A 25,707-nucleotide genomic window follows, 5' to 3' on the forward strand; every position below is an offset into this window, starting at 1 on the left:
AATGATCAGCAAGCTGCAGTGTGGGTTGCGGCGTACTCCGGGTCGAGTGCGGAGAGCACCATGTGGTTCGGTACTGGATCGGTGACGAGCCCGACGTGGGTAGTGGTAGCGGCGGGACAGACATCCTGCACCCACACGTTGTGAACCGACTCCGTATCACCCGTGCGTAGGAAGGTCAGCTCGGGCGGGGTAGAGATCGTGTCGTCACGAGTGGCGATCACCGTGTAGTCGACTCCGGGCAGCACATCACCACCGGCATTGAGATTGACCAGAACCGGAGAGCCGACGAGTTGCTGGGCACCGGCCATGTTCCACGTCAAGGGTGTGATGGCGTCACCGGGCAGTCCGAGTGAGGTGACGAGCTTTGCCAACTCCTGCAATCCACCGAAAGTTGTTCCGTGGTTTGTCGCGCCCAAGGTGACAAGGCTGTGGACTTTGTTGCGAGCGGGGTCGGCGGGATCTGTTCCTCCGTCGAACTTCATGTACTGCCTGGCTACGATTCCGCCCTGCGAGTGTCCGACGATGTCGACCTGTGAGGCTCCTGTTTCGGTCAGAACTCGATCGATGAAGCCGCCGATCTCGCGTGCCGATTCGGGTATGTCACCCGATCCCCAGACAATCTTGCCGGGTTCGAAAAGCAGTCCGACCGCGCCGTAGTTGGGCGCGAACACGCAGTAGCCCTGTTCGATGAGCTGAGGGGCCAGGATCGTCCACGTCGTGGCGTCCATTTTGGTGCCGTGAATGAGCACGACGGGTCGAGGATGCTCGGGGCTGGGGACGCAGCCGAAGTCGTTGGTCCCCTCGACGGTCGGGAACTGTGCAGGGGTAGCGGCAGGATCGGCGGACGCGATGGCTTGTCCGGAGATGATCATGGCAAACGCTGCTGCGAGCGCACAGAGAATTCGCGCGGCTCGGGGTGTAATCGCCATGGCCTCTTTCCGATTCAGCTCGCCGCGTCGGACGACGTCAGCTTTAGCATGGGGTTGACAGAACCGTAACATTTTTACTGCGAGCGTCCTTTTGGACAATTGCAGAACTACTGGTGGGCGAGTTGTGTACCCGCTGCAATGTGATAATGCTCACTTCATTGGTCAATTTGTCAACCATCTGAATATCGGGTGTTCGACACTTCGGTCTGCCATTCACAGGTGCCGGCTGACCCTTACGTCCTTACTGGCTGGGAAATGGTCTTCGACTGAGGAACAGATCCGGACCCCTCCCCGCTCGGGCTACGTATTGGTCCGAAAGCACCCGGGTGTGGACCCCTGTCAGCCGTCCGAAGATGCCTTCTTGTAGCCGCGGATTGCGGGGATCAGAAACACAACTGCCATTCCGAGTGACCACGCAAGAGTTTGCAACACCGGCGTCAGGACCGGACCACCCATTGCCAGGTTTCGCATTGCATCGACCGCCACCGACATCGGCTGCGCCGCGACGACCGGTTGAAGCCATGGCGGGTAGGCGAGCACGGGTACGAAGCCGGCGTTGAAGAACATGAGCAGTGTGGCAAAGATCGACACGACCTCGACCAGGGGTGCGTCGCCGGCGACGGTGGCCAGGAATGTGATCATCACGGCGAAACCGATACCGAATACAACCGGTATCAACATCAACAGGATGCCGGCCGGGATTCCCTGGGTGAATCTGAACCCCATTGCCACACCGGCACAGGTGATCACGAGCGTGGTGACCAGCACTCGAACTGCTTCGGCAATCATTCTGCCCAGCAGACCGGCGGCACGGTGCGTCGGTGTCGTCCAGAACCGTGACAGCAAACCCGATTTGCGTTCGCCTTTGAGACCGACAGCACTCACGATCGATCCGAACATGGCTCCGACGAGAGCGATCATCGGCACCTGGCCGTAGATCGCCGGCGCACCGGTGGCCGCCGAAATCGAGTTCCCGAGTACGACACGGAACATGACCAGCATCAAGGCGGGGTACAACAACGCCTGGATCATCGTCGACGGATCTCGCATCCAACGCATCAACAGTCGTTTGGCCTGGATCAGACTGTGGGTCCAGAGAGCTCGGACAGACCTTTCGCCCAGCACCATGTTGGGTTCGGGGAAGGTCAAGCTGGACACGCGGGTCGTGTTCACCGACGCTTCGGACATCGTCATCTCCGACTCGTCACTCTGGCCTGGAGCTCGCCCAGATGGCGAGCGGTACGAAGAACAGGATCAGGCCGGTCACCCACGCGAGCGACGGCCACAACACCTGGAAAGTGACTCCGCCTTCGGCCATATCGCGCATCGCGAAGGAGAACTGCGAGATCGGCTGGTTGCGTACGAACGGTCGGATGAGTTCCGGGAATCCACTTTCCGGAACGAAGCCGCACGACGCCATCCCGAGAATGAGCTGGGGGAGAGTCAACACCTGGCTGGTTGCTTCGGGACTCTTCGACAGAGTTCCGATCGCATCGGCCCCGATCGACAACGTGGTGCTGATCAGCATCGCGAGTGCGCAGAACAACAGGGCCTGACCGAACCCTGCCGTGAAGCGAAAACCGATGACATAACCGAAACCGAGGGCGGATACCAGCGACACCAACGAGCGAACTACTCCGCTTGAGATTCGCGACACCAGTGGGACACCGCGTACGACGGGCATCGTCTTCAAGCGAGAGTTCAGTCCACTCATCGCCTCCGTCGATGCCCTCTGCGCGGCGGAGATGGCGGTGAACGCCATGGCCTGCAACACGATGATCGGCATCAGGAACTGCGCGTAGTCGATGCCCTGTAGGCCCATCACGAATTTCAACGGCAGGTAGAAGCCGATGGTGAAGATCAACGGGGCGATGACCGCGATCAGCAACTCGCCCTTGGTCAGCATGGTCCACAGTGCGCGGCCGGTGAGGGCCTGCCACTGCACGAACCCCGACGGCTTCGTCCTCGACCGTCGTTTCGGCTGCTGAGCCGTCGAACCGGCATCGGCCCGTTGGACGGTTCTGGCCTTCGAATCGGCGACGCCTCGCGTAGTGGCCGTCACGGTGTGGTGCTCGTCTGCGAGTGCCCGGTGAGCGTGAGGAACACGTCATCGAGCGACGGGCGGCGCAGAGCAATGTCGGCGAGCACGATTCCCCTCGCATCGATACGCCGCAGAATCTCCGACAGCGTTGCCGCGCCGTCGGGTGCGGGAACGGAGAGCCGGTCCGAGGCAGCGGTGATCTCGGCGTGAACTGCAGCGGGGACCATGTCGCCCAGGGCTTCGGCGGCCGCACGGAGTTGGCCGGGATCGAGAGGAACGACCTCGCAGTAGCTTCCGCCGGTCATTGCCTTGAGATGGTCCGACGTGCCCTCTGCGATGACCGTGCCCTTGTCGATGACGATGATGTTGTCGCTCAGAACGTCTGCTTCTTCGAGGTACTGCGTCGTCAACAGCACGGTGATGCCCTGTGCCTTGAGTGCCTCGACCAGCGACCAGACGCCCTGCCGGCTGCGTGGGTCGAGTCCGGTGGTCGGCTCGTCCAGGAACACGACCTCCGGCCGCACGACGAGGCCACAGGCGATGTCGATGCGGCGACGCATACCACCCGAGTAGCCGCGCACGGGGCGCTTGCCGGTATCGGAGAGGTCGAACTCGTCGAGCAGCGCCTTGGCGCGGGCCTTCGCGGCCTTCTTGTCCAGACCCATCAGACGACCGAAGAGCTCGATGTTCTCGCGGCCGGACAGTGTGTCGTCGAGGGCCGCGTACTGCCCGGTCATCATGATCGAGCGGCGTACTGCCGGAGCGTCGGTTGCGACATCGTGACCCGCCACGAAGGCTCTGCCGCTGTCGGGTGCGATCAGGGTGGAGAGCACCTTCACGGTCGTCGTCTTGCCTGCACCGTTCGGGCCGAGAATGCCCAGAACTGTTCCCCGCTCCGCGGAGAAGCTGATGCCGCGCAACGCTTGCACATCGCCGAAGGACTTGTGTACGTCCTCCACGTGTACGGCTGCGTGTTGAGCTGACGACATCGAATCTCCGAGCTGTCGGGGGGAGTGGTGGGATCGGACCCCGTGGAGTCGAGGGCCACTACTTGATAGCGAAATTCGCCGTGGATGTTACGTGGAGGGGCGTCGTTGCGTGAGTTCCGCAGTCAGCCCCAGTCGATATCGATACTGTTCTCGACGTCGAGTTTTCGGCACAGAGACCGCAACCCGCTGTAGTCCTGAACCAACGCGCGCCGGCTCTTGTCCTGCTCGACATCGGCGAGCATCGCCTCGGCTCCCAGCACGCCTTCGAGTTCGAGAATGCGTCCCCAGGTGGAGAAATCGCTGCTCGAGAACGCGTCCATGCCATCGACGAGGCCGTCCAGGAACTTCTGCCGGTCGTCGGGACCGAGTCGCTCGAAGACGATCGCGGCCATGTCGTCGGCGATGGACGCATGGCAGTACTCGTCGCGGTTGTGCAGCTTGACCGTTGCCCGATTGATGGGCTGAATGACGTCGTCGTCCTCGATCAGGTCCAGGTACGACGTGATGGAGATCTCTGCAACCGTCATGAACGCGAGGGAGCTGATCGCGGCCGACCAGGGGTCGTCACTGTTCGCCTGTGCCGCGCGTTGCCGGCGCACGGTGGAGCTGAACGGCAGCGAGCGTTCCGACAGGGCCCAACCGCGTCCGCGTCTGGTGGCTGCGCTCGCGTTGAGGTGCATGAGGGTGTGGTACTGCTCGTCCACCATGGCCTGGGTCACCGCAACTGCGAGGGTGTCACCCATCCCGGTCTCGAACACGTCTTGCGCCAGCAGGGCGAAACCGGGATGAACGACATGCTGCTCGACGTCCATCACGTTCTTGTTGAACGCGATCCAGCCCCACGCCCGAAGTCGATTCTGTTGCTCGGGAGTGGCACCGGTGAAGGTGTCGTGCTCACCGAACGGGATCAGAGCGTCGGGGAAATCCTGCTTGGCGATGTCGAACAGATCGTCCAGCTCGGGTTCGGGCTTCTTGACCGTCGCGCGTTGTGACCAGTTCTTCGCCAACCGGGCGACGACGGCACTCTCCACGACATCGGCGGAGTCGAATTCCGGCAACGACGGTTGCTCCAACATCGCGTGCCTGCGCTTTCCGCTCGTCCGACTGCGGCTATCGGTTACCGCCGCTGCCTCGAACGATACCGAACATCTCCGCACACAATGCTCGATACCGATTGCCGTTCCCGCCCAGAGCGGCTTCGGCCTGCGTCAACAGGCGAGCGAAGTCGGTCTCGGAGCCGGAATCGACGGTCTCGCTCACCGTCTGCGTCGCTCGATGCAGCGCCGCCCTGGCATCGGCGGCGTGCGGATTGCCTGCCTGTACGTCCCAGTAGACCTCGGGTTCACCGCCGGTGATGCGCGCCAGCACCGCGAGCATCGTTGCGTGTGGGGGAGGCGCAACGGCGTCGATGTCGACGAACGGAAGGTCCAGTTCGGCCAGAGCCAAGCCGAACGCCAGCACACTGGCGTGTGTCAGCGCCTGCGTCGCGGCGGCGAGGCGATCATGGCGTGCAGCGTCGAGGAGCACTACTCGACCGCCCCACCGCGAAATTCCCTCGATGAAGAGATCCACCGGCGGGCCGGGTCGGTGCACGACGGCGGCGACGGGGCGTCCGGTCATTCCGAGCGACGGGGCGAACATGGGATTGATTCCCACCGCGGCACCGATCGGACGTGCGCCCTGCACATGGCGCGAGAAGCCGGACTTGACCGACAGGGTCTCCACCAGCAGAGCGTCGGGCCGCAGAGCAGACAGGTCCGCCGCCAGCGCCACGGATTCGGGCACCGCCAGAATGACCGTCGCCGCACGTGCCAGCACCGCTGCGAGCTGTTCGTCGGGCGCAGTGATGTTACCGACCGTGACGGGAAAGGCGTCGGGACCGTCGTGGATGTCGACGACGGTGACCGAAGCGCCGTCTCCGCGCAGCAGGTCGACCATCAGACGTCCGACAGCTCCCGAACCTCCGACCACAATCACGGAGTTGTCGGGCTCCGACCGCGTCACCGAGTTCATCGGTCGAGTATGTCAACGAGATGCGGCAGAGACCCAGATGGTGATGTCCGCGTGCACCACCTCCACGCCGGCTGTGTCTCGGATCGCGACCGGCACGACGATGTCGATGCCATCGGTGACCGTCCCGAAGTCGGGGAGCTCGTCGAGTGCGGCGACCGCGCGCAGTGATGTGGTGGCCTTCGTCAGATACTGGACCGTCATCGATTTGGGGATCCATCGGTGCGAGGTGGGGACGGTTGCCTCGGCGAGCATGCCCATCGCGACCTCGGCGAGGTTGCAGGCCGCGACGGCGTGGAAGGTGCCCAGGTGGTTTCGAATGCCGAACCACTTGGGGGCAGTGACCTCGCAGCGCCCCGGCTCGAGCGCGACGACACGGGGCAGTACGGATGCGAAGTACGGAACCCGTAGGCACATGCCGACAGAGAAGAGGGTGGAGCCGATACCGTTGTTGGGTAGCTTCGACCAGGCGCGATAGGTCGCGCCGGTGGTGTTCTCGACGGCGGTCATGGCTACCTTACTGCTCGGTAAGGTAGCGCGGTGACGATCGATCGGCCCCGAGTTGATCTGATGCCCGGTCTGCGGCATACTGGTCGGGTTGCCTGGACACGGGACGCGCATGCGTGCGGCCTGACACAGGTGAGTCGGCCGAAAAGCCGACTGAGCAAGAACATGAGACCAGCGCTCCACGTGAGCGCGTCCGGAACACCAGCTCGATCGGTGCGGATTTCGTTGGATTCGGATGGTTGAAGCGAAAGTTTCAGCCCAGAAGAATGAGCGGAATCGCGACACGCCCGACCGCGTGGACCGGAGAACCATGACAGATGAAGAGCGGCAACGGAATCAGGTCACGCCTGGTCGTCAACGTTTTTCACTGTCGTGTGTGCACGAAGGCAGTTCGAGTCGGTGGGTTTCCCACGGCTCGGGGACTGTGCAGACGAGGTGGAGCAGGCCGAACGGCCCGTTCTACGACCAAGCGGCAAGAAAAGGACACTAAGCGTGGCGGGACAAAAGATCCGCATCAGGCTCAAGGCCTACGACCATGAGGCGATCGACGCGTCAGCGCGCAAGATCGTCGAAACGGTCACCCGTACGGGTGCCCGCGTCGTCGGACCGGTGCCGTTGCCGACAGAGAAGAACGTGTACTGCGTCATCCGTTCGCCGCACAAGTACAAGGACTCGCGCGAACACTTCGAGATGCGTACTCACAAGCGGCTCATTGACATCCTCGACCCGACACCGAAGACGGTGGACGCGCTCATGCGCATCGACCTCCCGGCCAGTGTCGACGTCAACATCCAGTGAGCGCGGAGACAACGATGACTGATAACAAGAACCGGCCTGCAACAGGAATTCTGGGCACCAAGCTCGGAATGACCCAGGTCTTCGACGAGAACAACCGCGTCGTTCCGGTGACCGTGATCAAGGCAGGCCCCAACGTGGTCACCCAGATCCGCACCCAGGAACGTGACGGCTACAGCGCCGTCCAGGTCGCATTCGGTGCGATCGACCCGCGCAAGGTGAACAAGCCCACCACCGGCCAGTTCGAGAAGGCAGGTGTCACGCCGCGTCGCCACATCGTGGAGATTCGCGTTGCCGACGCCTCGCAGTTCGAGGTCGGCCAGGAGCTCACCGCTGCAGTGTTCGAGGACGGCGCTTACGTCGACGTCACCGGCACCAGCAAGGGCAAGGGCTTCGCCGGAACCATGAAGCGTCACGGCTTCAAGGGTCAGGGCGCGAGCCACGGTGCACAGGCCGTGCACCGTCGTCCCGGATCCATCGGTGGCTGCGCAACGCCCGGTCGCGTCTTCAAGGGAATGCGCATGTCCGGACGTATGGGTGGCGACCGCGTCACGACGCAGAACCTCTCGGTCCACAAGGTGGACAGCGAGAACGGTCTGCTGCTGATCAAGGGAGCGATCCCGGGCCGTCGCGGCAACGTCGTGATCGTCAAGTCTGCATTGAAGGGTGGTGCACGGGCATGACCAGCCTCGAGAAGAACACCGAGACCAAGCTGACGCTCGATGTCAAGGAAGCCGGCGGCAAGACCAACGGCACCGTCGATCTCCCCGCGGAGATCTTCGACGCTCCGGCGAACATCGCGCTGCTGCACCAGGTCGTCATCGCACAGCTGGCAGCTGCTCGTCAGGGAACCCACTCCACGAAGACTCGTGGCGAGGTTCGCGGCGGCGGCAAGAAGCCGTACCGGCAGAAGGGCACCGGCCGCGCCCGTCAGGGCTCGACCCGCGCTCCTCAGTTCGTCGGCGGTGGCACGGTCCACGGACCGCAGCCGCGCGACTACAGCCAGCGGACCCCCAAGAAGATGAAGGCCGCCGCATTGCGCGGAGCCCTCTCGGATCGGGCCCGCAGCGAGCGTCTGCACGTCATCACCGAACTGGTTGCCGGACAGGTTCCGTCCACCAAGGGTGCGAAGACGTTCCTCGCCGAGATCTCGGACCGCAAGAAGGTCCTGCTCGTCGTCGGCCGCGAGGACATCGCAGCCTGGAAGAGCGTTCAGAACCTGGACGGCGTGCATCCCATCGCACCCGACCAGCTCAACACCTACGACGTGCTCAACGCCGATGATGTCGTTTTCAGCGTGGAAGCGCTGAACACCTTCATCGCTGGGCCTGCAAAGAACGAGGAGGCAAGCAAGTGACCACGATCGCCGATCCCCGCGACATCTTGCTGGCACCGGTCATCTCCGAGAAGTCCTACGGACTGATCGAAGAAGGCACCTACACGTTCCTGGTGCACCCGGACTCGAACAAGACGCAGATCAAGATTGCCGTCGAGAAGATCTTCGACGTCACCGTGACCAGCGTCAACACGATGAACCGTCAGGGCAAGCGTAAGCGGACCCGGTTCGGTTACGGCAAGCGCAAGGACACCAAGCGCGCGCTCGTAACGCTCTCCGCCGACAGCAAGCCCATCGAGATCTTCGGAGGTCCGGTCGCGTAAGCGACTGGGACTCTTCGGATATAGAGGACGAGAAGACTCATGGCAATCCGTAAATACAAGCCGACAACCCCGGGCCGTCGTGGCTCCAGCGTTTCCGATTTCGCTGAGATCACGCGTTCGACCCCCGAGAAGTCGCTGATCCGCCCGCTGCACGGTCGCGGTGGACGTAATGCACACGGTCGTATCACCACCCGGCACAAGGGTGGCGGTCACAAGCGTGCGTACCGTCTCATCGATTTCCGTCGTAACGACAAGGACGGCGTGCCGGCCAAGGTCGCTCACATCGAGTACGACCCCAACCGCACCGCGAACATCGCACTGCTGCACTTCGCAGACGGCGAGAAGCGCTACATCGTCGCACCCAAGGGCATCGCCCAGGGCTCGCCGATCGAGCAGGGTGCCAATGCCGACATCAAGCCCGGCAACAACCTGCCCCTGCGCAACATCCCGACGGGTACGACCATCCACGCGGTCGAGCTCCGTCCGGGTGGTGGCGCCAAGATGGCCCGCTCCGCCGGAGCGAGCATCCAGCTCCTCGGTAAGGAAGGCCCCTACGCCACGCTGCGTATGCCGTCCGGTGAAATCCGTCGCGTCGACGTGCGCTGCCGCGCAACCGTCGGCGAGGTCGGCAACGCCGAGCAGTCGAACATCAACTGGGGCAAGGCCGGCCGCATGCGCTGGAAGGGCAAGCGCCCGACCGTTCGTGGTGTCGTGATGAACCCGGTCGACCACCCGCACGGTGGCGGCGAGGGCAAGACCTCCGGTGGACGCCACCCGGTCAGCCCCTGGGGACAGCCGGAAGGCCGTACCCGCAAGAACAAGGCGAGCGACAAGCTGATTGTCCGTCGTCGTCGTACCGGCAAGAACAAGCGCTAGGAGGGAGTTCAGAATGCCACGCAGCCTGAAGAAAGGCCCGTTCGTAGACGATCACCTCCTCGCGAAGGTTGACGTCCAGAACGACAAGGGAACCAAGCAGGTCATCAAGACCTGGTCCCGTCGATCGACAATCCTGCCCGACTTCATCGGTCACACTTTCGCCGTCCACGACGGTCGCAAGCACGTGCCGGTGTTCGTGTCCGACTCCATGGTCGGCCACAAGCTCGGGGAATTCGCACCGACCCGCACGTTCAAGGGTCACATCAAGGACGACCGGAAGGCGAAGAGGCGATGACCAACTTCACCCCCACCGCCAATCCGACTGCCAAGGCCGTAGCGAAGCACGTTCGCGTCACGCCGATGAAGGCACGTCGCGTCGTGGATCTGGTTCGCGGGCGCTCCGTCGAGGACGCGCTCAACATCCTCAAGTTCGCGCCGCAGGCAGCGAGCGAGCCGGTCGCCAAGGTGATCGCCTCCGCAGCGGCCAACGCCGAGAACAACCTGGATCTCGATCCCAGCACACTGATCGTCGCCACTGCATTCGTCGACGAGGGTGCAACCCTCAAGCGATTCCAGCCGCGCGCTCAGGGCCGGGCATTCCGGATCCGCAAGCGCACCAGCCACATCACGGTGATCGTCGAAAGCCTGCCCAAGACCGGCGGAACGTCTCGCAACCGTCGTAAGGGCCAGGCGTCCAAGGAAGGGGCTCAGTAGTGGGTCAGAAAATCAACCCGCACGGCTTCCGCTTGGGTATCACCACTGACTGGAAGTCGCGCTGGTACGCAGACAAGCAGTACTCGGAGTACGTCAAGGAAGACGTCGAGATCCGCAAGCTTCTTGCCACCGGCATGGAGCGCGCAGGCATCGCGAAGGTCGAGATCGAGCGCACCCGTGACCGTGTTCGCGTGGACATCCACACGGCACGTCCGGGCATCGTCATCGGTCGTCGTGGCGCCGAGGCCGACCGCATCCGCGGAGCTCTCGAGAAGCTGACCGGCAAGCAGGTTCAGCTCAACATCCTCGAGGTCAAGAACGCCGAGTCCGAGGCTCAGCTCGTGGCCCAGGGTGTTGCCGAGCAGCTCAGCAACCGCGTCGCATTCCGTCGCGCAATGCGTAAGGCCATCCAGTCGGCCATGCGTCAGCCGAACGTCAAGGGCATTCGTGTTCAGTGCTCCGGCCGTCTCGGTGGCGCCGAAATGTCGCGCTCGGAGTTCTACCGCGAGGGACGCGTTCCCCTGCACACGCTCCGTGCCGACATCGACTACGGACTGTACGAGGCCAAGACCACCTTCGGCCGCATCGGCGTGAAGGTCTGGATCTACAAGGGCGACATCGTCGGCGGACGGCGTGAACTCGCTGCCGCTGCGGCTCCGGCCGCCGGTGCAGACCGTCCCCGTCGTGAGCGTCCCACTCGTCCGCGTCGCAGCGGTGCCTCGGGCACCACGGCGACCAGCACCGAGGCCGGCCGCGCGGCATCCGCAACCGAGGCTCCGGCCTCGACCGAGCCCACTCAGGAGGGCTGACGCATGTTGATCCCCCGCCGGGTCAAGCACCGCAAGCAGCACCACCCGAAGCGTTCGGGTGCCGCCAAGGGCGGAACTCAGGTGACATTCGGTGACTACGGCATCCAGGCTCTCGAGCCCGCCTACATCACCAACCGTCAGATCGAGTCCGCTCGTATCGCGATCACTCGCCACATCAAGCGTGGCGGCAAGGTCTGGATCAACATCTTCCCGGACCGCCCGCTCACCAAGAAGCCTGCCGAGACCCGCATGGGTTCCGGTAAGGGTTCGCCCGAGTGGTGGATCGCCAACGTCAAGCCGGGTCGTGTGCTCTTCGAGCTGTCGTACCCCGACGAGACCATCGCGCGTGAGGCACTGACTCGCGCCATCCACAAGCTGCCCATCAAGGCACGCATCATCACCAGGGAGGAGCAGTTCTGATGGCTACCGGAACCCCAGCCGCAGAGCTCCGCGAGCTCACCGGTGAAGAGCTGGTCACCAAGCTGCGTGAGTCGAAGGAAGAGCTGTTCAACCTTCGTTTCCAGATGGCTACCGGCCAGTTGGACAACAACCGTCGACTGCGCGTGGTGCGCCACGAAATCGCGCGTATCTACACGGTGCTTCGTGAACGTGAGCTCGGCTTGGCCTCTGGTCCTTCCGAGGACACAGCAGGTGACGCAGCATGAGCGAGGAAAACACTGTGACTGAAGAGCGCAACAACCGTAAGGTTCGGATCGGCTACGTCGTATCCGACAAGATGGAAAAGACGATCGTGGTCGAGCTAGAGGACAGGGTCAAGCACCCCCTCTACAGCAAGATCATCCGTCGCACAACCAAGGTCAAGGCACATGACGAGAAGGGCGACGCCGGCGTAGGCGATCGCGTTCAGCTCATGGAGACCCGTCCGCTGTCCGCCACGAAGCACTGGCGACTGGTCGAGGTTCTCGAAAAGGCCAAGTAGTACCTGCACACAAATGCCCGCTCCCTTCCTGGGAGCGGGCATTTCTGTGTTCCGGCCGCGCGGCCTATCTGCCCAACAAGCCGCCGAGCGCGCCGCCCACACCGGCCTGCTCACCACTGCCGCTGCCACCGATCATCCCGCCCGGCGGCTGCTCCGACGGCTGTACGACGACAAACCCTTGGCCCGCGAACTCGAGGGTGAACCGCTCACCGGTCGATCGGCCGATCAGCGTGCCGAGACCGAACGAATCGTTCTTCTTGACTCTCGTCTGCAACGAGGACGACCACGCAACCGCAGCCTGCGGATCGGCAAATGTGGGCTGATCGACGTTCAGCACCACCGGAATCCCGTCCGTGGTGATGGCGATCCGTCCGCGCCCGGTGAACACACAGTTGAAGAAGCCCGCGTTACCGCCTGCCGCAGCGCCCTGCACACGCTTGACGTCGTAGCTCAGCGTGGACTCGAAAGCCAGAACGTTGGCACCGTTGATGGTCAGACCGTCGGACCCGTCCAGGTCGATCAGATGGACGTCCTGAGCTGCGTTGGCGAGAAAGAGGTCGCCCCGGCCCGTGACTTTCATCAGAGGGACACCTTCGCCCGAGAGCGCCTGCTTGAGCGCCCGGCCGATACCACCCGAGCCCTTGGCCTCGAACCGGAGATCGCCCTGGTACGCGACCATCGAACCGGCCCGGGCCATCACGTCACCGTTCATCCCGATTCGGCACATCTTGCTGCCCTGCTTCTGAATGCCCGAGCCGGGAACCTCGGCGTGGGCGGGCGTGAACAGTTCACTTCTCATGGCCAGGACTCCTCGAGGGACGGGTGAATTCACGGGTGGCGCGGCGGCGTCTGCTGATGGCTCGTCGGGGGTGTCGGGCGTCGGCTCGTCGTCTTCGACACTGATCCCGAACGCCGTGGCCAACCCCGCCAGACCATCGGCGTAGCCCTGGCCGACGGCACGGATCTTCCACTGCTCGCCGCGGCGGTAGAACTCGAGACACACCAGCGCGCTCTCGTCTCCGAGTGCTTCGGCATTGAATGCCACCAGGGCTGTGTCCGACACATCGGACACCGTCACCGCCGTCGGACCCGCAGCCGCGAACGTTGCCGGCCCCGTTCCGTCGAGGGACGCGGCAACGGCCACGGAATCGACGCCGGCGGGGACGGCGGTGGCGTCGAACATCAGCAGGTGCCCGGTCGATGCACGGCGATACTCGACACCGGGGGCGGATGGCTGGTTGTAGAACACCAGGTCCGCGTCCGAACGGACCCGCCCGTCCGGCCCCAGAAGCAGCGCGGAGACGTCGACCGAGGTCGACGCTGCGAGTGTCACCGTCAGGGGACCGGCAGGAGCGGGGCAGTTCTCCCCGCGTGCGAGGGTTTTCATCGAATCCAGTGTGCCACTGTCGAGGGCGTCAGGACTGGCGCGCCAGCTCGATGACCTCTTCCTCGGTCGGCGGACTCTTCGGATGGTAGGACAGGCACAGCGGAGTGGCCGTACGACGGAATTCTGCGCCCTCCACGGCCGCGTAGAACTGACCGGCGGGCAGGCGTCCGACGTCGGGAACCGAGCCACCCTTCACGCGCGCCATCTCTTTGGCTGCCTCGACCTGCGAGGGACTGTTGAGCAGGCCGTAGAACTGAGTGGACGCATTGCCGGCGATTCGATTGTGCAGACCTTTCGGGGCCTGGGTGGCGAACACCAGGCCGAGTCCGTACTTGCGTGCCTGCGAGGCCAGAGCGAGAGTGCTGTGTGTTGCAGCGGTCGTCCTGTCCGAGGGCGCGAAGTTCTGCGCCTCGTCCATCACGAACAGCCCACCCAGCGGCCGGTCGCCCGCAGGGTTCTTCTTGATCCAGGCGAACAAACCCATCTGCAGCTGGTTGACGAAGCTCTGCTTCTGCTCGTCGGTGGTCAGGCCGGCGAGGTTGATCACCGAGACCCTGGCCTTCTTGCCCTCGGCAGGAGTGAGCAGAACGGCCGGATCGACCGGGGTACCCGCTCCCGCGAACATCGGATCGTTCGCGGCGGCGGCCTTGAGATTCTCGGCCAGTCCGGCCGCGATGCGCACCGCATCGCGCATCTCGCTGGCGTCCTCGGGGAACTCTTCCAACAGGTCGATGAAGGCGGTCAGGTCCCCGCCCTGCGGCCGTCGACCGAACAGATCGAGCGCTGACTTCAACACGGCCCGACCGTGTTTGGCCTTCTGTGACGTGCCCAGAACTCCCGCAGCCGGTTCGAGTGAGGCTAGTGCCGACTCGACGGAGGCCTCGAACTCATCGGCGTCGCCGAGGACGCTGACGAAGTCCGGAAGTGGCTGGAAGCTCAGCGGCCGACCGGAGGACTTGCGCGGCGTCCAGACCACGACGTCGGTGTCGCGCAGATACGCGGTCGCCTTCGCTTCGTCCCCCGGTGGCCACGTCCTCTCGTCCTCGGGCCAGGCGGTGCCGAGCCGAGCCAGGTCGTTGTTGACGTCGAGTACGATCGCCGAAACTCCCTGCAGCGCACACTCTTCCACCAGGCGACGGATCAGCACCGTCTTGCCCGAACCGGAGCCCGCGAAGATCGCAGTGTGCTTGCGCAACGCTTCGAGTGGAACGGCGACGTCCGCACCTGTGCTGAGTTCGGCACCGACCACGATGGACGGCCGCCGCGGCGCCGCGGGCTGCGCTGCGACGCTCGGCGTCTCGGGTTCGATGAGGGCTGTGTCGTCGTCGACGACACTGACAGCGGGCAGCACCGCCCGGAACAATTCCACATCGTGCGCCGGCTTGCGTGCGAGCAGCCAGGACGTGAGTGCGGGGGAGTTCTCGGTCAACAGGATCGACAACGCCGCCAGAGCCCTGCGGTCCTCGTCGCCGAAGGGCACCACGATGCCGCCGGCGCGGCGCAGGGCCGCGATTGTCTGCTCGGTTTTCGCGCCGTTCGGCCACGGATCGTTTCTGATCAGGATCAGCCGACGCCTCGGCATGTCTATCCGCAGGCCAGCCGTCGTCACTGCCCGTTCCACTCGGGCCAGCGCGGCGCGGGCATTACCGGACGTGACCGCGCGGAAGCACCAGTGCTCTTCGTCGTCGGTATCGGTGTCGACGGTGTGGCGCAGGCGAGCGTGCAGCGCAGGCTTGCCGCTCGGCGGCGGATCCTGGGCCAGGCTGTCGTCGGACGACTGATGCTCGTGAATCCACGCGGTCAGGCCCGCGGACAGCAGTGCGGGAACGATCGAGTCCTCGCTGTCGGGTCGGAGCGGAATCGAGACGTCGACCTGCTCGCGAAGTTGCTTGTAGCGATCGTCGAGCGCGTCGAGTTCGTTGACCCGCGCAGTGGGTAGATCCGGCGCATCGGCCGGACCCGACCGGTCGGTGAAGCTCTCCAACTCCGACGCGACGCCGGCGTCGAGGCAGTGCCTGATGTGGCGATCGACGGCGATGAGCAGCTGGCGCGGAGTGAAATCGGGGGCCTGCTCGAACGCGTCGGGCGCGACCGGCCACGTGGGGTGCGGCGGAGTGAACCCGGCTTCGAGGAAGCACGCTGCCAGACGTCGTCCGAGAAGGAGGCGTCCGATGTCCGACGATGGAATCGGCTTGAGCGACTGAGTGACTCGGAAGCGGTCACGCATCGGCGCGACTCCGCGCGCGGCGATCAGTTCCCAGGCGCTCGACAGCGCAGAAAGTACCGAGGCGGTGCGGGGGAGGGTCTCGCGTAACGACATCAAGCCGTGCGCGAGCTGCTCGACGACCTTGTCTTCCTGAGCGTCGGCGAACTCCTGGTCCGATCCGGTACGAGACTGCGCCACGAGTGTGTCGATCTGGTCGATCGCGAGAATCGTCGGACCGGTGATAGCGAGCAGACGCGAGATGTTCTCGGCGATGCCCTGATGGCCGAGTTCGGCCCGGCGGATGCCCCAGGCCGAGAACTCGTCCGGATCGACATCGTCGATCGATTGCAGGTATGCGTCACCCAGGTCCTGAACTGCCGAGTCGGGGGCGATGGACAGCACGAGTGCGCGCAGCGTGTGCTGCGACGTCCGGCGGTGGCGGGGGTGAACCTTGTACACCGCGGTGACGAAATCGTTCAACGTGTCCGCGTCGATCATGTTCTCGCCCATGATCTTTGCGCGTCGATCGTCGGGAATCTCGCCGATCTCGCACAGGCGTCGGAGCAACAGCCCGAGCTGGCTGTCCGATCCGCGGCCGGACGGACGCATCAGGTCGTCGAGCATCCCCATCAGCGTCGAGCGCCAGAAGCCGGCAGCGTCGAGCAACCTGATCAGGAAGAAGTAACCGCCCTTGAGCTGCACGTCTTCGCGCACCTGGCCGAGCAGATGCGTCTTGCCCGAACCGGCCGGGCCGCGCACGACGACCCCGAGCGGACTCGCGTCGTCGGAGGCGTCCGCGTCGTCGTATGCGTTCATCACTTCGAGGAACACTCGTTCGTGCATCCCCGGCACATGCACGTTGGACTGCGAACGCCACACGTCGTCGGGGGTCGGTGCCCAGCTCAACCGCACCGATTCGAGAGCTCTGATCTGCTCGTTGTCCGTCATCGTCGACTCAACGCCCATCATGGTTCGATCGAAAGAAGGTGGTTCTGCTGATTACCGACGACGACGGCCGCGGCGCGTTCCTCGTCGGTCAGAGTCTTCTGATTTTCTTCGGGTATCAGCGAGACATCCGCCGCACGACGCAGGCGCGCGAGGGCGTCGTCCAGATCGGTTCTGGGTATGTCGCGCAACTCGTTTCGCAGGCGCGAGAGTCGCACGGTGCTGCCGGGTTCGCGCGCGATCCGGGCATACGCCGCGCGAATCGAGGCTTCGATGTCGACGGTATCGGAATCGACGGCCTTCTCGTCGATTGCAGATTCGTCGGGTGCAGCCTCGTCTCCGCGGGGCGAGAACACGTCTGCCGGACGGCTGTCGGTGCGGTCGAGCCACCGACGCAACCCGGCCAAGACGGTGAACATGGCCTTTCCTGCTCCCGTCGACCGGGCCGGTGGCTCCCCGCCGATGAGTTCGCCGCAGGTGCGCCAACCCTTGTCGGTCAGTTCGAGAGTCATCGGTCGGACGGATGCATTCACCTCGATCAGACCGGCATTCTTCAGCCTGTCCCGGGACGGCTTCGCGAGCTCGGGTCCCATCGCTCTGAGTTCGGAGTTCTTGACCGGACTTGCCTCGGCCATCAGGACGAGCAGCACTGCCGCTTCCGTCCCGTTCAGGTCTTCGGTGCTCATCGAGGATCCCCCTTCGATCGTCTTCTCGATACTGCCTCGCGGATGGTAGCGACCACACGTTGCGGATCGTCGATCACCTGAGCATTGGTGAAGCGCAACACCATGTAGCCGTGTGTCTGCAGCTGGTTGTCACGGACGCGGTCCTCGGCGAACCGATCGACTGCCCGGTGCTCGTTTCCGTCGATTTCCACCACGACCTTCTCGGTGCGCCACAGTACGTCGACCGTGAACGGTCGGCTGAGCTCGTCGAGCCGGATCGAGCGGTTGTGCTCACGCCCGGTGGCCCAGTCATGGGCGTCCAGCGCGCGGCACAGACGCTTCTCGGGTTCGCTCGCCGGGTGGGGGTGACCCGCGATCGGGGGATAGCTGAGCGGCCGGAATCGATCGAGGACCGTGCTGACGCCGTCGGGTACTTCCGGCGCACGTACCGAGACCGACGGGAATCGGTTCACGCTCGACGCCCCGTCGCCCGTCACCCAGACCCCTGCCCCGGCGTGGGCGCACAACCATTCCGCTGCTCCCGCGACGACTCCGGCGTCCGTTCCGACGGGCACGACCAACACGAGGGCAACAGTGCTTCTGTGCTGAGCGGAGGCAAGTACTCGGGCCGACCCTGCTGCTCGGGTCTCGACGGTGAATGCGGTTCGACGCGGCGACCGCCCCGCGACTGCGGCATCTGCGAGGGCCCCGACGTACGGACCGAAGTGCGCTGTGTCGCCGGCGAGCCGCACAGCGGCGGCGCGTGCAGCGCGCCGATGCAACGTCGACGAGTCTTCCTGATGGTCGAATTCCGTGAGCAACAGCGGAACCGAGTCGACTGCAGCGTTCTCGAGTTCTGCCACCACCGCATCGACGAGATCGACGGCACGATTCGCCGTCGCTGGATCGACCGCGAAGAACACGATCGAGGGCGCGTCCGACGGCAGAGGGTTCACGGACTCGGCGAGTTCACGCTCGGTGGCACCGTGCAGTCGGACGACCCGATCCAGTGGCAGACTCGACCACCAGTGGCCGCCGTCGCCCGTCGACGTCATCGCCGCGCCCCGCTGATCCGAAGATGTCCCATCCCCGAAACCGTACCGAGAGTTCCGGGTCGGCAGGCGGCGGTCGGTGCTCGCGCGATGGCGATTTGGATCCCGAGGGCCCGTTCCCCTACACTTGACCGGTTGCCTGTGGCAGCGGTGTGCCTTCGTGCGCCCGTTCCCGGCAGCCGACCGCGCGTGTCGGGACGGAAATCCGGCACGTACGTACATCCAGGTCAAGGAGAAGTTAGTGATTCAGCAGGAGTCGCGAGTACGCGTCGCTGATAACACGGGCGCGAAGGAAATCCTTTGCATCCGCGTTCTCGGTGGTTCGTCACGTCGCTACGCCGGAATCGGCGACATCATCGTAGCTACGGTGAAGGACGCCATTCCCGGTGGAAACATCAAGAAGGGTGAGGTCGTCAAGGCCGTCATCGTCCGCACCATCAAGGAGCGTCGCCGTCCGGATGGCTCGTACATCCGTTTCGACGAGAACGCTGCGGTGCTGATCAAGCCCGACAACGATCCCCGTGGAACTCGTATCTTCGGCCCGGTCGGCCGTGAGCTGCGTGAGAAGAAGTTCATGAAGATCGTCTCGCTCGCCCCGGAGGTGCTGTAAATGAAGGTGCACAAGGGCGACACCGTTCTCGTGATCGCAGGCAAGGACAAGGGTGCCAAGGGCAAGGTCATTCAGGCCTACCCCGCTGACTCCAAGGTTCTGGTCGAGGGTGTGAACCGCATCAAGAAGCACACCGCGGTCTCCGCCAACCAGCGCGGCGCATCCTCGGGTGGCATCGTCACCCAGGAAGCCCCGATCCACGTATCGAACGTCGCAGTGGTCGACTCGGACGGAAACCCCACTCGCGTGGGCTACCGGACCGACGATGAAACCGGCAAGCGCGTTCGTGTTTCCCGGAAGAACGGGAAGGACATCTGAGATGACTACCACCGAAAACATCGCGGGCGCACAGCCCCGCCTCAAGGCGCGCTACCGCGCCGAGATCAAAGACGCCCTGAACACCGAATTTGCATACGAGAACGTCATGCAGATCCCCGGCATCGTCAAGGTCGTCGTCAACATGGGTGTCGGCGACGCCGCCCGTGACGCCAAGCTGATCAACGGTGCAGTTGCCGACCTCGCTGCCATCACCGGCCAGAAGCCGGAGATCCGCAAGGCTCGCAAGTCCATCGCACAGTTCAAGCTGCGCGAAGGAATGCCCATCGGCGCACGCGTCACCCTCCGTGGCGACCGCATGTGGGAGTTCCTCGACCGTCTGGTCTCCATTGCCCTTCCCCGAATCAGGGACTTCCGCGGCCTCTCGGGCACGCAGTTCGACGGCAACGGAAACTACACGTTCGGCCTCAACGAGCAGTCGATGTTCCACGAGATCGACGTGGACAAGATCGACCGTCCGCGCGGCATGGACATCACCGTAGTAACCACCGCAACCAACAACGAAGAAGGCCGCGCGCTGCTCAAGCACCTCGGCTTCCCGTTCAAGGAGAACTGAGTCCATGGCGAAGAAGGCATTGGTCAACAAGGCCAACAAGAAGCCGAAGTTCGCGGTGCGTGCATACACTCGCTGCAACCGCTGCGGCCGTCCCCATTCCGTGTTCCGCAAGTTCGGCCTCTGCCGTATCTGCGTGCGCGAGATGGCACACGCCGGAGAGCTTCCCGGAGTTCGCAAGAGCTCCTGGTGATCTGAAGCCCTCGGGCTTCACCACACCACGCTGATGGGCGTGGGTTCCTTTCGAGGAACCCACGCCCATTTCGTGTTTCTCAGGCCCGGAGCTTCATACCGACCACACGTCGTGTCGCAGATCGAGCGATCGGGTCAGAGCCAGTGCGGCATCGTGATCATCGCTCTCGACGATCATGAGCAGGCCGCGTTCGGACATCGCCGACGCGAAAGCATCGGCGGAGACGGTCCTACATCCGGGTGGCATAGTTGGGTCTCCGAGTTCTCGATAGGTGTCGGCAATCGCTACTCCGTCCTCGGCTGGGTCGAATCCCCAGACGGTCACGAAATGCCCTACGTTCCAATCGAATTCGGTCAACTCTGCAGTATGTACATTCGCCAGCAGGCTGAATCGGAACTGCGCGTCCGCGAGGCGGGAAAGAAACAGACGCAGTCTCCCGGCACCGGGTCCCCTGATCGGAACAACGGAAACGCGGTGGTCGGTCGCCGTCTCGATGCCCGACGCGAGACCTGCTGCTGTGGTCCCGGCTGCATCGATCGATGCAGCCCTCGGCAGTACATCCCACCCGTCGGTGGTCCGGGGCGATCCAGGGGGACGCGCCGACTCGACCTCGATCGGCCAGATCGCGGATCCCGATGCGACCGCGAGTGCCGTGACATCCGGTGCGTCTTCGTCGAGAACAGCGGTCAACGCTACCGATGCCGAGAACGGTCCGCAGAGTTGATCCGGTTGCGGCAGAACACGATCGAGTGACGAGACGATTGCACCTGCGCCGGGGAACCGTCGCAGCATCTCAGTAGATCCAGCGCAACGACTCGAGCAGTTCGTCCTCGGTGTGACTCTCCGCCCACGCGGCATCGGCGTCCCGGCACGCAACGAACGCTCCCAGAAGATCCTCGCCCAACACGTTCGCGACCAGTTCGGATGACAGCAGGTTCTCCCGCTGCTGAGTATGGGTCGTCGCGAGTGGGGAGATACCCGCGGCCTCACGACGTGCGTCGTCCCAGCCGCCCACATCCTCTTGAACGGGTGGCGGCAACTGGGCCGAATCCGCTACTCCCGACAGGCCGGCCGCAATCGTGACGGCCAGCGCCAGATACGGGTTGGCGGACGCATCGCACGCTTTCAACTCGACGTTTGTGTGATTCGGACCGAGCAGCGGCGACGACGGTACGAGCCGCACTGCAGCCTCACGGTTCTCGACGCCCCAGAACCCGAAGGCACCGGCCCAGTAGCCGGGTCGACGACGCAGCAGCGATCCCGAACTCGGTGCCGTGATGGCAGTGAGTCCCGGCAGTTCTCGAACCAGGCCGGCGATGTAGGACCGCCCGGTCTCGGACAATCCGTGCTCTCCGTCTCCGGTCAGAGCGTTCCGGCCGTCGCGGACCAGCGACGTGTGCAGATGCCAACCATTGCCTGCACTGCTCGACGACGGCAAGGGAGCGAAGCTGGCCCGCAGACCCAGAGCACGTGCCGCTGAGTGGATGGTCTGCCGCGCGAGGATCTGCGCATCGGCCGCGGCGAGTGGATCGAGTGGACTGAGCGCGATCTCGATCTGGGAAGCGCCGTACTCGGCGTGAATCTGGCCGATATTCAGACTGTTCGCGGCAAGCGCGTTGAGCAGCAGCACGACGAATTCGTCGACATCACGTACTGCGTTCGCGGAGTAGGCAGGTCCGCGATGAGCGGACAGGCCGTCCGATTCGCGAGTAAGCGCGAACTCGATCTCGAATCCGGCCCGCACCTCGAATCCGGCATCGGACGCCTTCTGCACCTGACGCTCGAGAACCGCGCGTTGATCGTAGGGCCAGGGAGAGCCGTCTGCTGAGAGCTGCCGGCCGTGTACCCAGGCAAGCCCCGATTGGCCGGCGAGCGCTACTACGCTCGACGCGTTGTCGATCACCGGAATCAACCGCACATCGCCGGACGGGGTCGACAGTCCATCGTGGGCGAACGTGATCCCGTCGTGCGAATCGAATACGGCGAAGACCGCGGTGATTCCCACTCCGCGACGTGCGACTGCCGTCAATTCTGCGGTGGGCACGGTGCGTGATCGGACGATGCCGTTGTTGTCGACCCAGCCGATGGTCACCCCGGCGATGTTGCGGTCGCGCAGCGAGTGGGTGAGATGGTCGATGTCGACTGCCTTCGAGTCCGTCATGGTCCGACGTTAGCGAAGAAGTGGGAGTTCGGGTGTCCAACCGGGTGTGCGGATTGCGAAATGGCTGGGCTGCGCGGGAACTGAGCGATTGCCGCGCTTCATCGTCTATGCGGTTGAGCCCAGGGCGGAGTCGCCGCGACGTGAGTCTCACGGACGACATTGGAACAGGGTTGAAGAGTGCCCGAGGCCTGCATCTGAACCTCCGGACCGTGTCAGGGCGCGTTGTGATGTCAGGTGCCGAATGACAGATTCTGAATGTCGACAGTCATGTTCCCGAGCACGTGAATTTCGGGCCGGTTTTCAGTCGCGTTACAGCTGGCCTCCAGGTGCCAGACTGCTTTTCCTCAGTCGGTGAACAGGCCGATGAAGTACTCATTATCGGAGCTGATCCTGAAATCGCCCTCGATGTACCGCGCGAACTTCGGCACGTCGGCCAATGCGACTGGATATGATCCCATTTCTAGGGGAAGTTCACTTTCGTCGACGTCAATCAGTTCTCTGATTTCGTCTCCGGTGATAGCAGTCAGGAGATAGCTGTGTGCGATCGTATCGGTTCGTTTATTATAAGATTCCAAATACCACATGCCGTCTCGCTACTTCTTGCTTACCGGCCATGGTGGCGGATTGTGAAGTCTATTTCGGTTCGGCAAGAAACGAGACTTCGTGCGAATGATTCTCCTTCGCCTCGAACGGTATTTGCATGAACCGAGCAAAGTTGGGTATCGTCTCCGCCGGAACGTCGTTCTGGCCGACTGCAACGGGTAGGTCGAAGTCGCTGTCATCGATCTGGAGCGTGCGTTTGACGAATTCGACAGTCATGTCGCGAAGAAGGTGTATTTCTGTTCCCAACTCGGTTTCATCATCGAATTCTTGCAAGTACCACATTCCCTTCTTCTTTAGTCAGTCTGCGAAAAGGCCTACGAAGTATGTACAGCCGAGGTCGATCAGCAGCTCGCCATCAATATATCTGGCGAATCTAGGTAAGTCTGCGGGCGCAACCTCGTGCATTGCGGCTTCAATCGGTCCGCTTTCTTCATTTGTCCCGATCAATTCTTCTATAGTCGTGCTGGTTGCACCCTGAAGCGGATAGCTTTTTGCAAGAAGTTCAGATTTGTTCTCGTACGCGTCCAAGTACCACATTGTCATCTCCCTGGTGTTCGGCCGGGCGCTGGCCCCTTGGTCATGTCGCCCGTTACTGGGTCGAACTCGCCTAGGTGTTTTCCGTTTTTCGTGTATTTTTCGATAGCTCCGTGCTGGTAGTCCCACTCCAAAATATTTCCTCTGCTGTCAGTCCAACGCGGTCGATTATTCAACGGCTTCGTCTGTTTGGCATCAGGAAAGCCAGGAAGCCGTCGATCAGCCGGGGGAGGGTTGTAGTGCCAATTTCCTCCGCCGGTGTTTGCGTTGAAGGTGGTCGGACTTGCTTGTAGGAGCGGTTGCACGTCCGATGCAATTCCAATGGCCGCCGCCCCGGTTGCCACGGTGACACCGACGGCAATTGCGGACGCCGCTTCCACTCCGGTCAGGACGGCGATGACACTTCCGGCGATGACGCTGCCCGTCGCGCCGGTAACGGCGACTGTTCCCACGCCGAGGGTGAAGAAGCCGGCAACTGCACCGGCGATCGTGCCGGCAACGATGGCGGTTCCCACGATATCGATGACGCTCTGGTGCGCGTCCTGAATGGTCGACGCCCATTCGCCGCAAGCGCTCGCGAGAGTGTCGAATTGGTCGGCGACGTTGTGCGCAGCGCTGTGGACGCCGTCCATCTGGGCGAGGACCTGCGGCAATTCGTCGGAGGCAAGTTTTTCGATGTCGGTCCACGCGGAGTTCGTGGCGTCGCTCGCTCGTCTCAGCTCTTCGGCGGCGGTGCGCCACGCGCTTCCGAGTCCCCGCAACTTCTCCGGGTCACCGTTGGGCCACATGTGGCCCTGTAGCCAACGCGTGATCAGTCCCCACCCCATCGGGGCGTCGGTATCGCCGCCGTAGGAACCGTTGAACCGCGGTGTATTCGTATGAGGAAGTTGTGGGGGAGCGGGCAGCGGCGGTGTCGGCGGAACGGTGTTCGCATTCTCTGCGTTGGCGTGGTTGACACCGGTTGTTGCAAGCAGGTCGTGGAGCTTGCCGAACGCATTCGCGATGTCGGTCCCCGCGGTGACTGCGTCGAATGCCGCGGAGTCGTAGCTGTCTGCCCAAGACTTTCCGGCGTTGTCGGTGCCTGCGCAGCCCCAGTTCCGGTGGAGTTCCGCGGCGAGTTCCGCTATCGCGCCGCTCGAGATGGTCTTGGCGCTGCTGTACTGGGAGGCCGCATCGGCGAGGATGTGCGGGTCGACGCTGATCGGGGCCATCAGGGCCACATTCGCTTGTTGTGGTCGACGGCTGCGCGGTAGCGATCATGGGCACCTCGCGCCAGCGTGCCGAGTTGCGCGAGTGCGGTTCGCATATCGTTCAATTCCTGCCGGAGCAGCTCGTGCTTCGAGCGGTGCGCCTCAGCCGCTTCGCCTTCCCATTCGATGCCGAGATCGTTCACCTCGCGCTCCACATCGGCGATAGCCGATTCGATCGTGGCTCCAACTATGTGTGCGCGATCGACAAGAGCGAAAATCTTCTCGACGTCGGCGACGTAGCGCGCCGTCAACGGTCCAACCGAAGGCCGGAATCCACCACGTGTTCATCGATCACGTTGTCCGTTGCGGCATATTCGGTCGCAAAGCCATCGAGCAGCCACGCGTCCTCGGTGAGCGCGCCGCATATCTTCCGAGCCGAATCGACCCACTCCGCCCACAGAACTGCATGGGAATCGGCCGCAGCGCCTGTCCAGGAGGTCTCCAGCAATTCCTCCACGGCGAGACGGACGAGATCGATGTCATCCCACAACACGTCGGCGAGGCCGGACATCCGAGCAGAGGCACGGCGGATCCGATCGGGATCGGCTTTCACTGCGTCGTGCGGGACGAACCCGGCCATGGTGGGACGTCGACCGTCCTGGCAACGGAATCGGTTGTGCGCATCGAACCCCCCGGAGCGATGAAATGATTCCGGAAGAATACTGCACCGAACCGACGAGCACGGCTGTGTCTCGCGAGTTCTACTGGCGTGGTGCCGCTCGAGCTCTACCACGACCGATTTTGAGAATGGCACCCGGTTCCCTACACTAGAGCGGTTGCCCGGGCTTCGTCGTGCCTGCACGCGAGTCCTTGCAATGGAAACGCAACCTCGAGTTCTCCGTACGTCAGCATCGAAATGCGGAAGCTCGAAACACCTGGCAGTGCAGCGATGCATTGCTTGGAGCGCAACCCCTGACCGGCAACAGTCGGTCAGGACATGTTC

General features: G+C 63.5%; 34 protein-coding genes. 15 read left to right on the forward strand and 19 right to left on the reverse strand.

From position 1 onward, the window contains the following. Positions 1-5: 5 nt before the first annotated feature. The 7 genes from R3P93_RS00840 to R3P93_RS00870 all read right to left on the reverse strand — a co-directional run bounded on the left by R3P93_RS00840 (position 6) and on the right by R3P93_RS00870 (position 6,479). Positions 6-929: an esterase/lipase family protein gene (locus tag R3P93_RS00840; protein WP_317532214.1), complete on the reverse strand. Its 924-nt coding sequence runs from the start codon at positions 927-929 to the stop codon at positions 6-8. Positions 930-1,268: 339 nt separating this feature from the next. After that, on the reverse strand, positions 1,269-2,123 hold the full coding sequence (locus R3P93_RS00845; protein ID WP_317532215.1) for an ABC transporter permease: 855 nt from the start codon (positions 2,121-2,123) through the stop codon (positions 1,269-1,271). A 10-nt stretch (positions 2,124-2,133) separates the two neighbouring features. Next, positions 2,134-2,991, reverse strand: a complete 858-nt coding sequence (locus tag R3P93_RS00850; protein ID WP_317532216.1) for an ABC transporter permease — start codon at positions 2,989-2,991, stop codon at positions 2,134-2,136. After that, positions 2,988-3,959: a daunorubicin/doxorubicin resistance ABC transporter ATP-binding protein DrrA gene (locus R3P93_RS00855; RefSeq protein ID WP_068051396.1), complete on the reverse strand. Its 972-nt coding sequence runs from the start codon at positions 3,957-3,959 to the stop codon at positions 2,988-2,990. The genes R3P93_RS00850 and R3P93_RS00855 overlap by 4 nt, the downstream gene beginning before the upstream one ends. Before the next feature lie 122 nt (positions 3,960-4,081). Next, complete coding sequence (locus tag R3P93_RS00860) at positions 4,082-5,035, reverse strand: AurF N-oxygenase family protein (protein WP_317532217.1); 954 nt, start codon at positions 5,033-5,035, stop codon at positions 4,082-4,084. Between the two features lie 34 nt (positions 5,036-5,069). After that, positions 5,070-5,972 (reverse strand): prephenate dehydrogenase dimerization domain-containing protein, encoded by a 903-nt coding sequence (locus R3P93_RS00865; protein WP_317532218.1) that lies wholly within the window; start codon positions 5,970-5,972, stop codon positions 5,070-5,072. Positions 5,973-5,984: 12 nt separating this feature from the next. Next, entirely contained in the window at positions 5,985-6,479 is a 495-nt protein-coding gene (locus tag R3P93_RS00870; RefSeq protein ID WP_317532219.1) for a hotdog fold domain-containing protein, read from the reverse strand. Between the two features lie 489 nt (positions 6,480-6,968). On the opposite strand from R3P93_RS00870, the gene rpsJ reads away from it, so the two are divergent. From rpsJ to rpsQ, 11 genes are read left to right on the forward strand one after another with little or no spacing between them, the layout of a single operon-like run. Further along, positions 6,969-7,274, forward strand: coding sequence for a 30S ribosomal protein S10 (gene rpsJ / locus R3P93_RS00875; RefSeq protein ID WP_003938093.1), 306 nt, complete (start codon positions 6,969-6,971; stop codon positions 7,272-7,274). A gap of 14 nt (positions 7,275-7,288) precedes the next feature. Next, a complete protein-coding gene (rplC, locus tag R3P93_RS00880; RefSeq protein WP_027496309.1) occupies positions 7,289-7,954 on the forward strand; it encodes a 50S ribosomal protein L3 in 666 nt (221 codons plus the stop codon). Next, entirely contained in the window at positions 7,951-8,628 is a 678-nt protein-coding gene (gene rplD, locus R3P93_RS00885) for a 50S ribosomal protein L4 (protein WP_008718317.1), read from the forward strand. Before rplC ends, rplD begins: the two co-directional genes overlap by 4 nt. Beyond that, complete coding sequence (rplW, locus tag R3P93_RS00890; RefSeq protein ID WP_027496310.1) at positions 8,625-8,930, forward strand: 50S ribosomal protein L23; 306 nt, start codon at positions 8,625-8,627, stop codon at positions 8,928-8,930. Before rplD ends, rplW begins: the two co-directional genes overlap by 4 nt. A gap of 39 nt (positions 8,931-8,969) precedes the next feature. Further along, positions 8,970-9,806: a 50S ribosomal protein L2 gene (gene rplB, locus R3P93_RS00895; protein ID WP_008718311.1), complete on the forward strand. Its 837-nt coding sequence runs from the start codon at positions 8,970-8,972 to the stop codon at positions 9,804-9,806. Between the two features lie 13 nt (positions 9,807-9,819). After that, positions 9,820-10,101 carry a 30S ribosomal protein S19 gene (rpsS, locus tag R3P93_RS00900; RefSeq protein ID WP_008718309.1) on the forward strand — a complete coding sequence of 94 codons (282 nt, stop codon included), beginning with the start codon at positions 9,820-9,822 and terminating at the stop codon, positions 10,099-10,101. After that, on the forward strand, positions 10,098-10,520 hold the full coding sequence (gene rplV, locus R3P93_RS00905; RefSeq protein ID WP_037188319.1) for a 50S ribosomal protein L22: 423 nt from the start codon (positions 10,098-10,100) through the stop codon (positions 10,518-10,520). Before rpsS ends, rplV begins: the two co-directional genes overlap by 4 nt. Then, positions 10,520-11,329, forward strand: coding sequence for a 30S ribosomal protein S3 (rpsC, locus tag R3P93_RS00910; protein ID WP_027496312.1), 810 nt, complete (start codon positions 10,520-10,522; stop codon positions 11,327-11,329). The genes rplV and rpsC overlap by 1 nt, the downstream gene beginning before the upstream one ends. 3 nt (positions 11,330-11,332) lie before the next feature. After that, positions 11,333-11,749: a 50S ribosomal protein L16 gene (gene rplP / locus R3P93_RS00915; RefSeq protein WP_027496313.1), complete on the forward strand. Its 417-nt coding sequence runs from the start codon at positions 11,333-11,335 to the stop codon at positions 11,747-11,749. Then, entirely contained in the window at positions 11,749-11,994 is a 246-nt protein-coding gene (gene rpmC / locus R3P93_RS00920) for a 50S ribosomal protein L29 (protein ID WP_032376634.1), read from the forward strand. Before rplP ends, rpmC begins: the two co-directional genes overlap by 1 nt. After that, complete coding sequence (gene rpsQ / locus R3P93_RS00925) at positions 11,991-12,269, forward strand: 30S ribosomal protein S17 (protein ID WP_032376635.1); 279 nt, start codon at positions 11,991-11,993, stop codon at positions 12,267-12,269. Before rpmC ends, rpsQ begins: the two co-directional genes overlap by 4 nt. Positions 12,270-12,333: 64 nt before the next feature. On the opposite strand, the gene R3P93_RS00930 is transcribed toward rpsQ, so the two are convergent. Genes R3P93_RS00930 through R3P93_RS00945 form a run of 4 tightly spaced genes read right to left on the reverse strand, consistent with a single transcriptional unit; the run spans position 12,334 to position 18,527 of the window. Beyond that, positions 12,334-13,656 carry an AIM24 family protein gene (locus R3P93_RS00930; protein WP_317532220.1) on the reverse strand — a complete coding sequence of 441 codons (1,323 nt, stop codon included), beginning with the start codon at positions 13,654-13,656 and terminating at the stop codon, positions 12,334-12,336. Between the two features lie 28 nt (positions 13,657-13,684). Further along, the gene (locus R3P93_RS00935) at positions 13,685-16,810 is read right to left on the reverse strand and encodes an ATP-binding protein (RefSeq protein WP_317532469.1); all 3,126 of its coding nucleotides are present in this window, start codon (positions 16,808-16,810) and stop codon (positions 13,685-13,687) included. A 17-nt stretch (positions 16,811-16,827) separates the two neighbouring features. Further along, positions 16,828-17,493, reverse strand: coding sequence for a hypothetical protein (locus tag R3P93_RS00940; RefSeq protein ID WP_317532221.1), 666 nt, complete (start codon positions 17,491-17,493; stop codon positions 16,828-16,830). Beyond that, positions 17,490-18,527: an endonuclease domain-containing protein gene (locus R3P93_RS00945; protein ID WP_317532222.1), complete on the reverse strand. Its 1,038-nt coding sequence runs from the start codon at positions 18,525-18,527 to the stop codon at positions 17,490-17,492. Before R3P93_RS00945 ends, R3P93_RS00940 begins: the two co-directional genes overlap by 4 nt. A gap of 238 nt (positions 18,528-18,765) precedes the next feature. Here R3P93_RS00945 and rplN point away from each other — a divergent pair, with 238 nt between their 5' ends. Genes rplN through R3P93_RS00965 form a run of 4 tightly spaced genes read left to right on the forward strand, consistent with a single transcriptional unit; the run spans position 18,766 to position 20,216 of the window. Next, entirely contained in the window at positions 18,766-19,134 is a 369-nt protein-coding gene (rplN, locus tag R3P93_RS00950; protein WP_032397538.1) for a 50S ribosomal protein L14, read from the forward strand. Beyond that, the gene (gene rplX, locus R3P93_RS00955) at positions 19,135-19,452 is read left to right on the forward strand and encodes a 50S ribosomal protein L24 (protein WP_317532223.1); all 318 of its coding nucleotides are present in this window, start codon (positions 19,135-19,137) and stop codon (positions 19,450-19,452) included. A 1-nt stretch (position 19,453) separates the two neighbouring features. After that, positions 19,454-20,026 (forward strand): 50S ribosomal protein L5, encoded by a 573-nt coding sequence (rplE, locus tag R3P93_RS00960; RefSeq protein WP_300518520.1) that lies wholly within the window; start codon positions 19,454-19,456, stop codon positions 20,024-20,026. 4 nt (positions 20,027-20,030) lie between these two features. Next, a complete protein-coding gene (locus R3P93_RS00965) occupies positions 20,031-20,216 on the forward strand; it encodes a type Z 30S ribosomal protein S14 (protein ID WP_008718273.1) in 186 nt (61 codons plus the stop codon). 93 nt (positions 20,217-20,309) lie between these two features. Here R3P93_RS00965 and R3P93_RS00970 read toward each other — a convergent pair whose 3' ends face one another. The 8 genes from R3P93_RS00970 to R3P93_RS01000 form a co-directional block, all read right to left on the reverse strand. Next, the gene (locus R3P93_RS00970; protein ID WP_317532224.1) at positions 20,310-21,008 is read right to left on the reverse strand and encodes a DUF3303 domain-containing protein; all 699 of its coding nucleotides are present in this window, start codon (positions 21,006-21,008) and stop codon (positions 20,310-20,312) included. A 1-nt stretch (position 21,009) separates the two neighbouring features. Beyond that, positions 21,010-22,377: a glutamine synthetase family protein gene (locus R3P93_RS00975; RefSeq protein WP_317532225.1), complete on the reverse strand. Its 1,368-nt coding sequence runs from the start codon at positions 22,375-22,377 to the stop codon at positions 21,010-21,012. Between the two features lie 344 nt (positions 22,378-22,721). Continuing rightward, the gene (locus tag R3P93_RS24675) at positions 22,722-22,961 is read right to left on the reverse strand and encodes a DUF7683 domain-containing protein (RefSeq protein WP_449619213.1); all 240 of its coding nucleotides are present in this window, start codon (positions 22,959-22,961) and stop codon (positions 22,722-22,724) included. Between the two features lie 49 nt (positions 22,962-23,010). Further along, a complete protein-coding gene (locus R3P93_RS00980) occupies positions 23,011-23,262 on the reverse strand; it encodes a hypothetical protein (protein WP_317532226.1) in 252 nt (83 codons plus the stop codon). 15 nt (positions 23,263-23,277) lie between these two features. Beyond that, positions 23,278-23,517, reverse strand: coding sequence for a DUF7683 domain-containing protein (locus tag R3P93_RS00985; protein ID WP_300525308.1), 240 nt, complete (start codon positions 23,515-23,517; stop codon positions 23,278-23,280). A gap of 2 nt (positions 23,518-23,519) precedes the next feature. Continuing rightward, positions 23,520-24,725 carry a colicin E3/pyocin S6 family cytotoxin gene (locus R3P93_RS00990; RefSeq protein ID WP_317532227.1) on the reverse strand — a complete coding sequence of 402 codons (1,206 nt, stop codon included), beginning with the start codon at positions 24,723-24,725 and terminating at the stop codon, positions 23,520-23,522. Further along, entirely contained in the window at positions 24,725-25,015 is a 291-nt protein-coding gene (locus R3P93_RS00995; RefSeq protein ID WP_317532228.1) for a WXG100 family type VII secretion target, read from the reverse strand. Before R3P93_RS00995 ends, R3P93_RS00990 begins: the two co-directional genes overlap by 1 nt. Then, on the reverse strand, positions 25,012-25,344 hold the full coding sequence (locus R3P93_RS01000; RefSeq protein WP_317532229.1) for a WXG100 family type VII secretion target: 333 nt from the start codon (positions 25,342-25,344) through the stop codon (positions 25,012-25,014). Before R3P93_RS01000 ends, R3P93_RS00995 begins: the two co-directional genes overlap by 4 nt. Positions 25,345-25,707 lie beyond the last annotated feature (363 nt).

The organism is Rhodococcus cerastii (genome assembly GCF_033042195.1).
Taxonomy (GTDB): Bacteria; Actinomycetota; Actinomycetes; order Mycobacteriales; family Mycobacteriaceae; genus Rhodococcoides.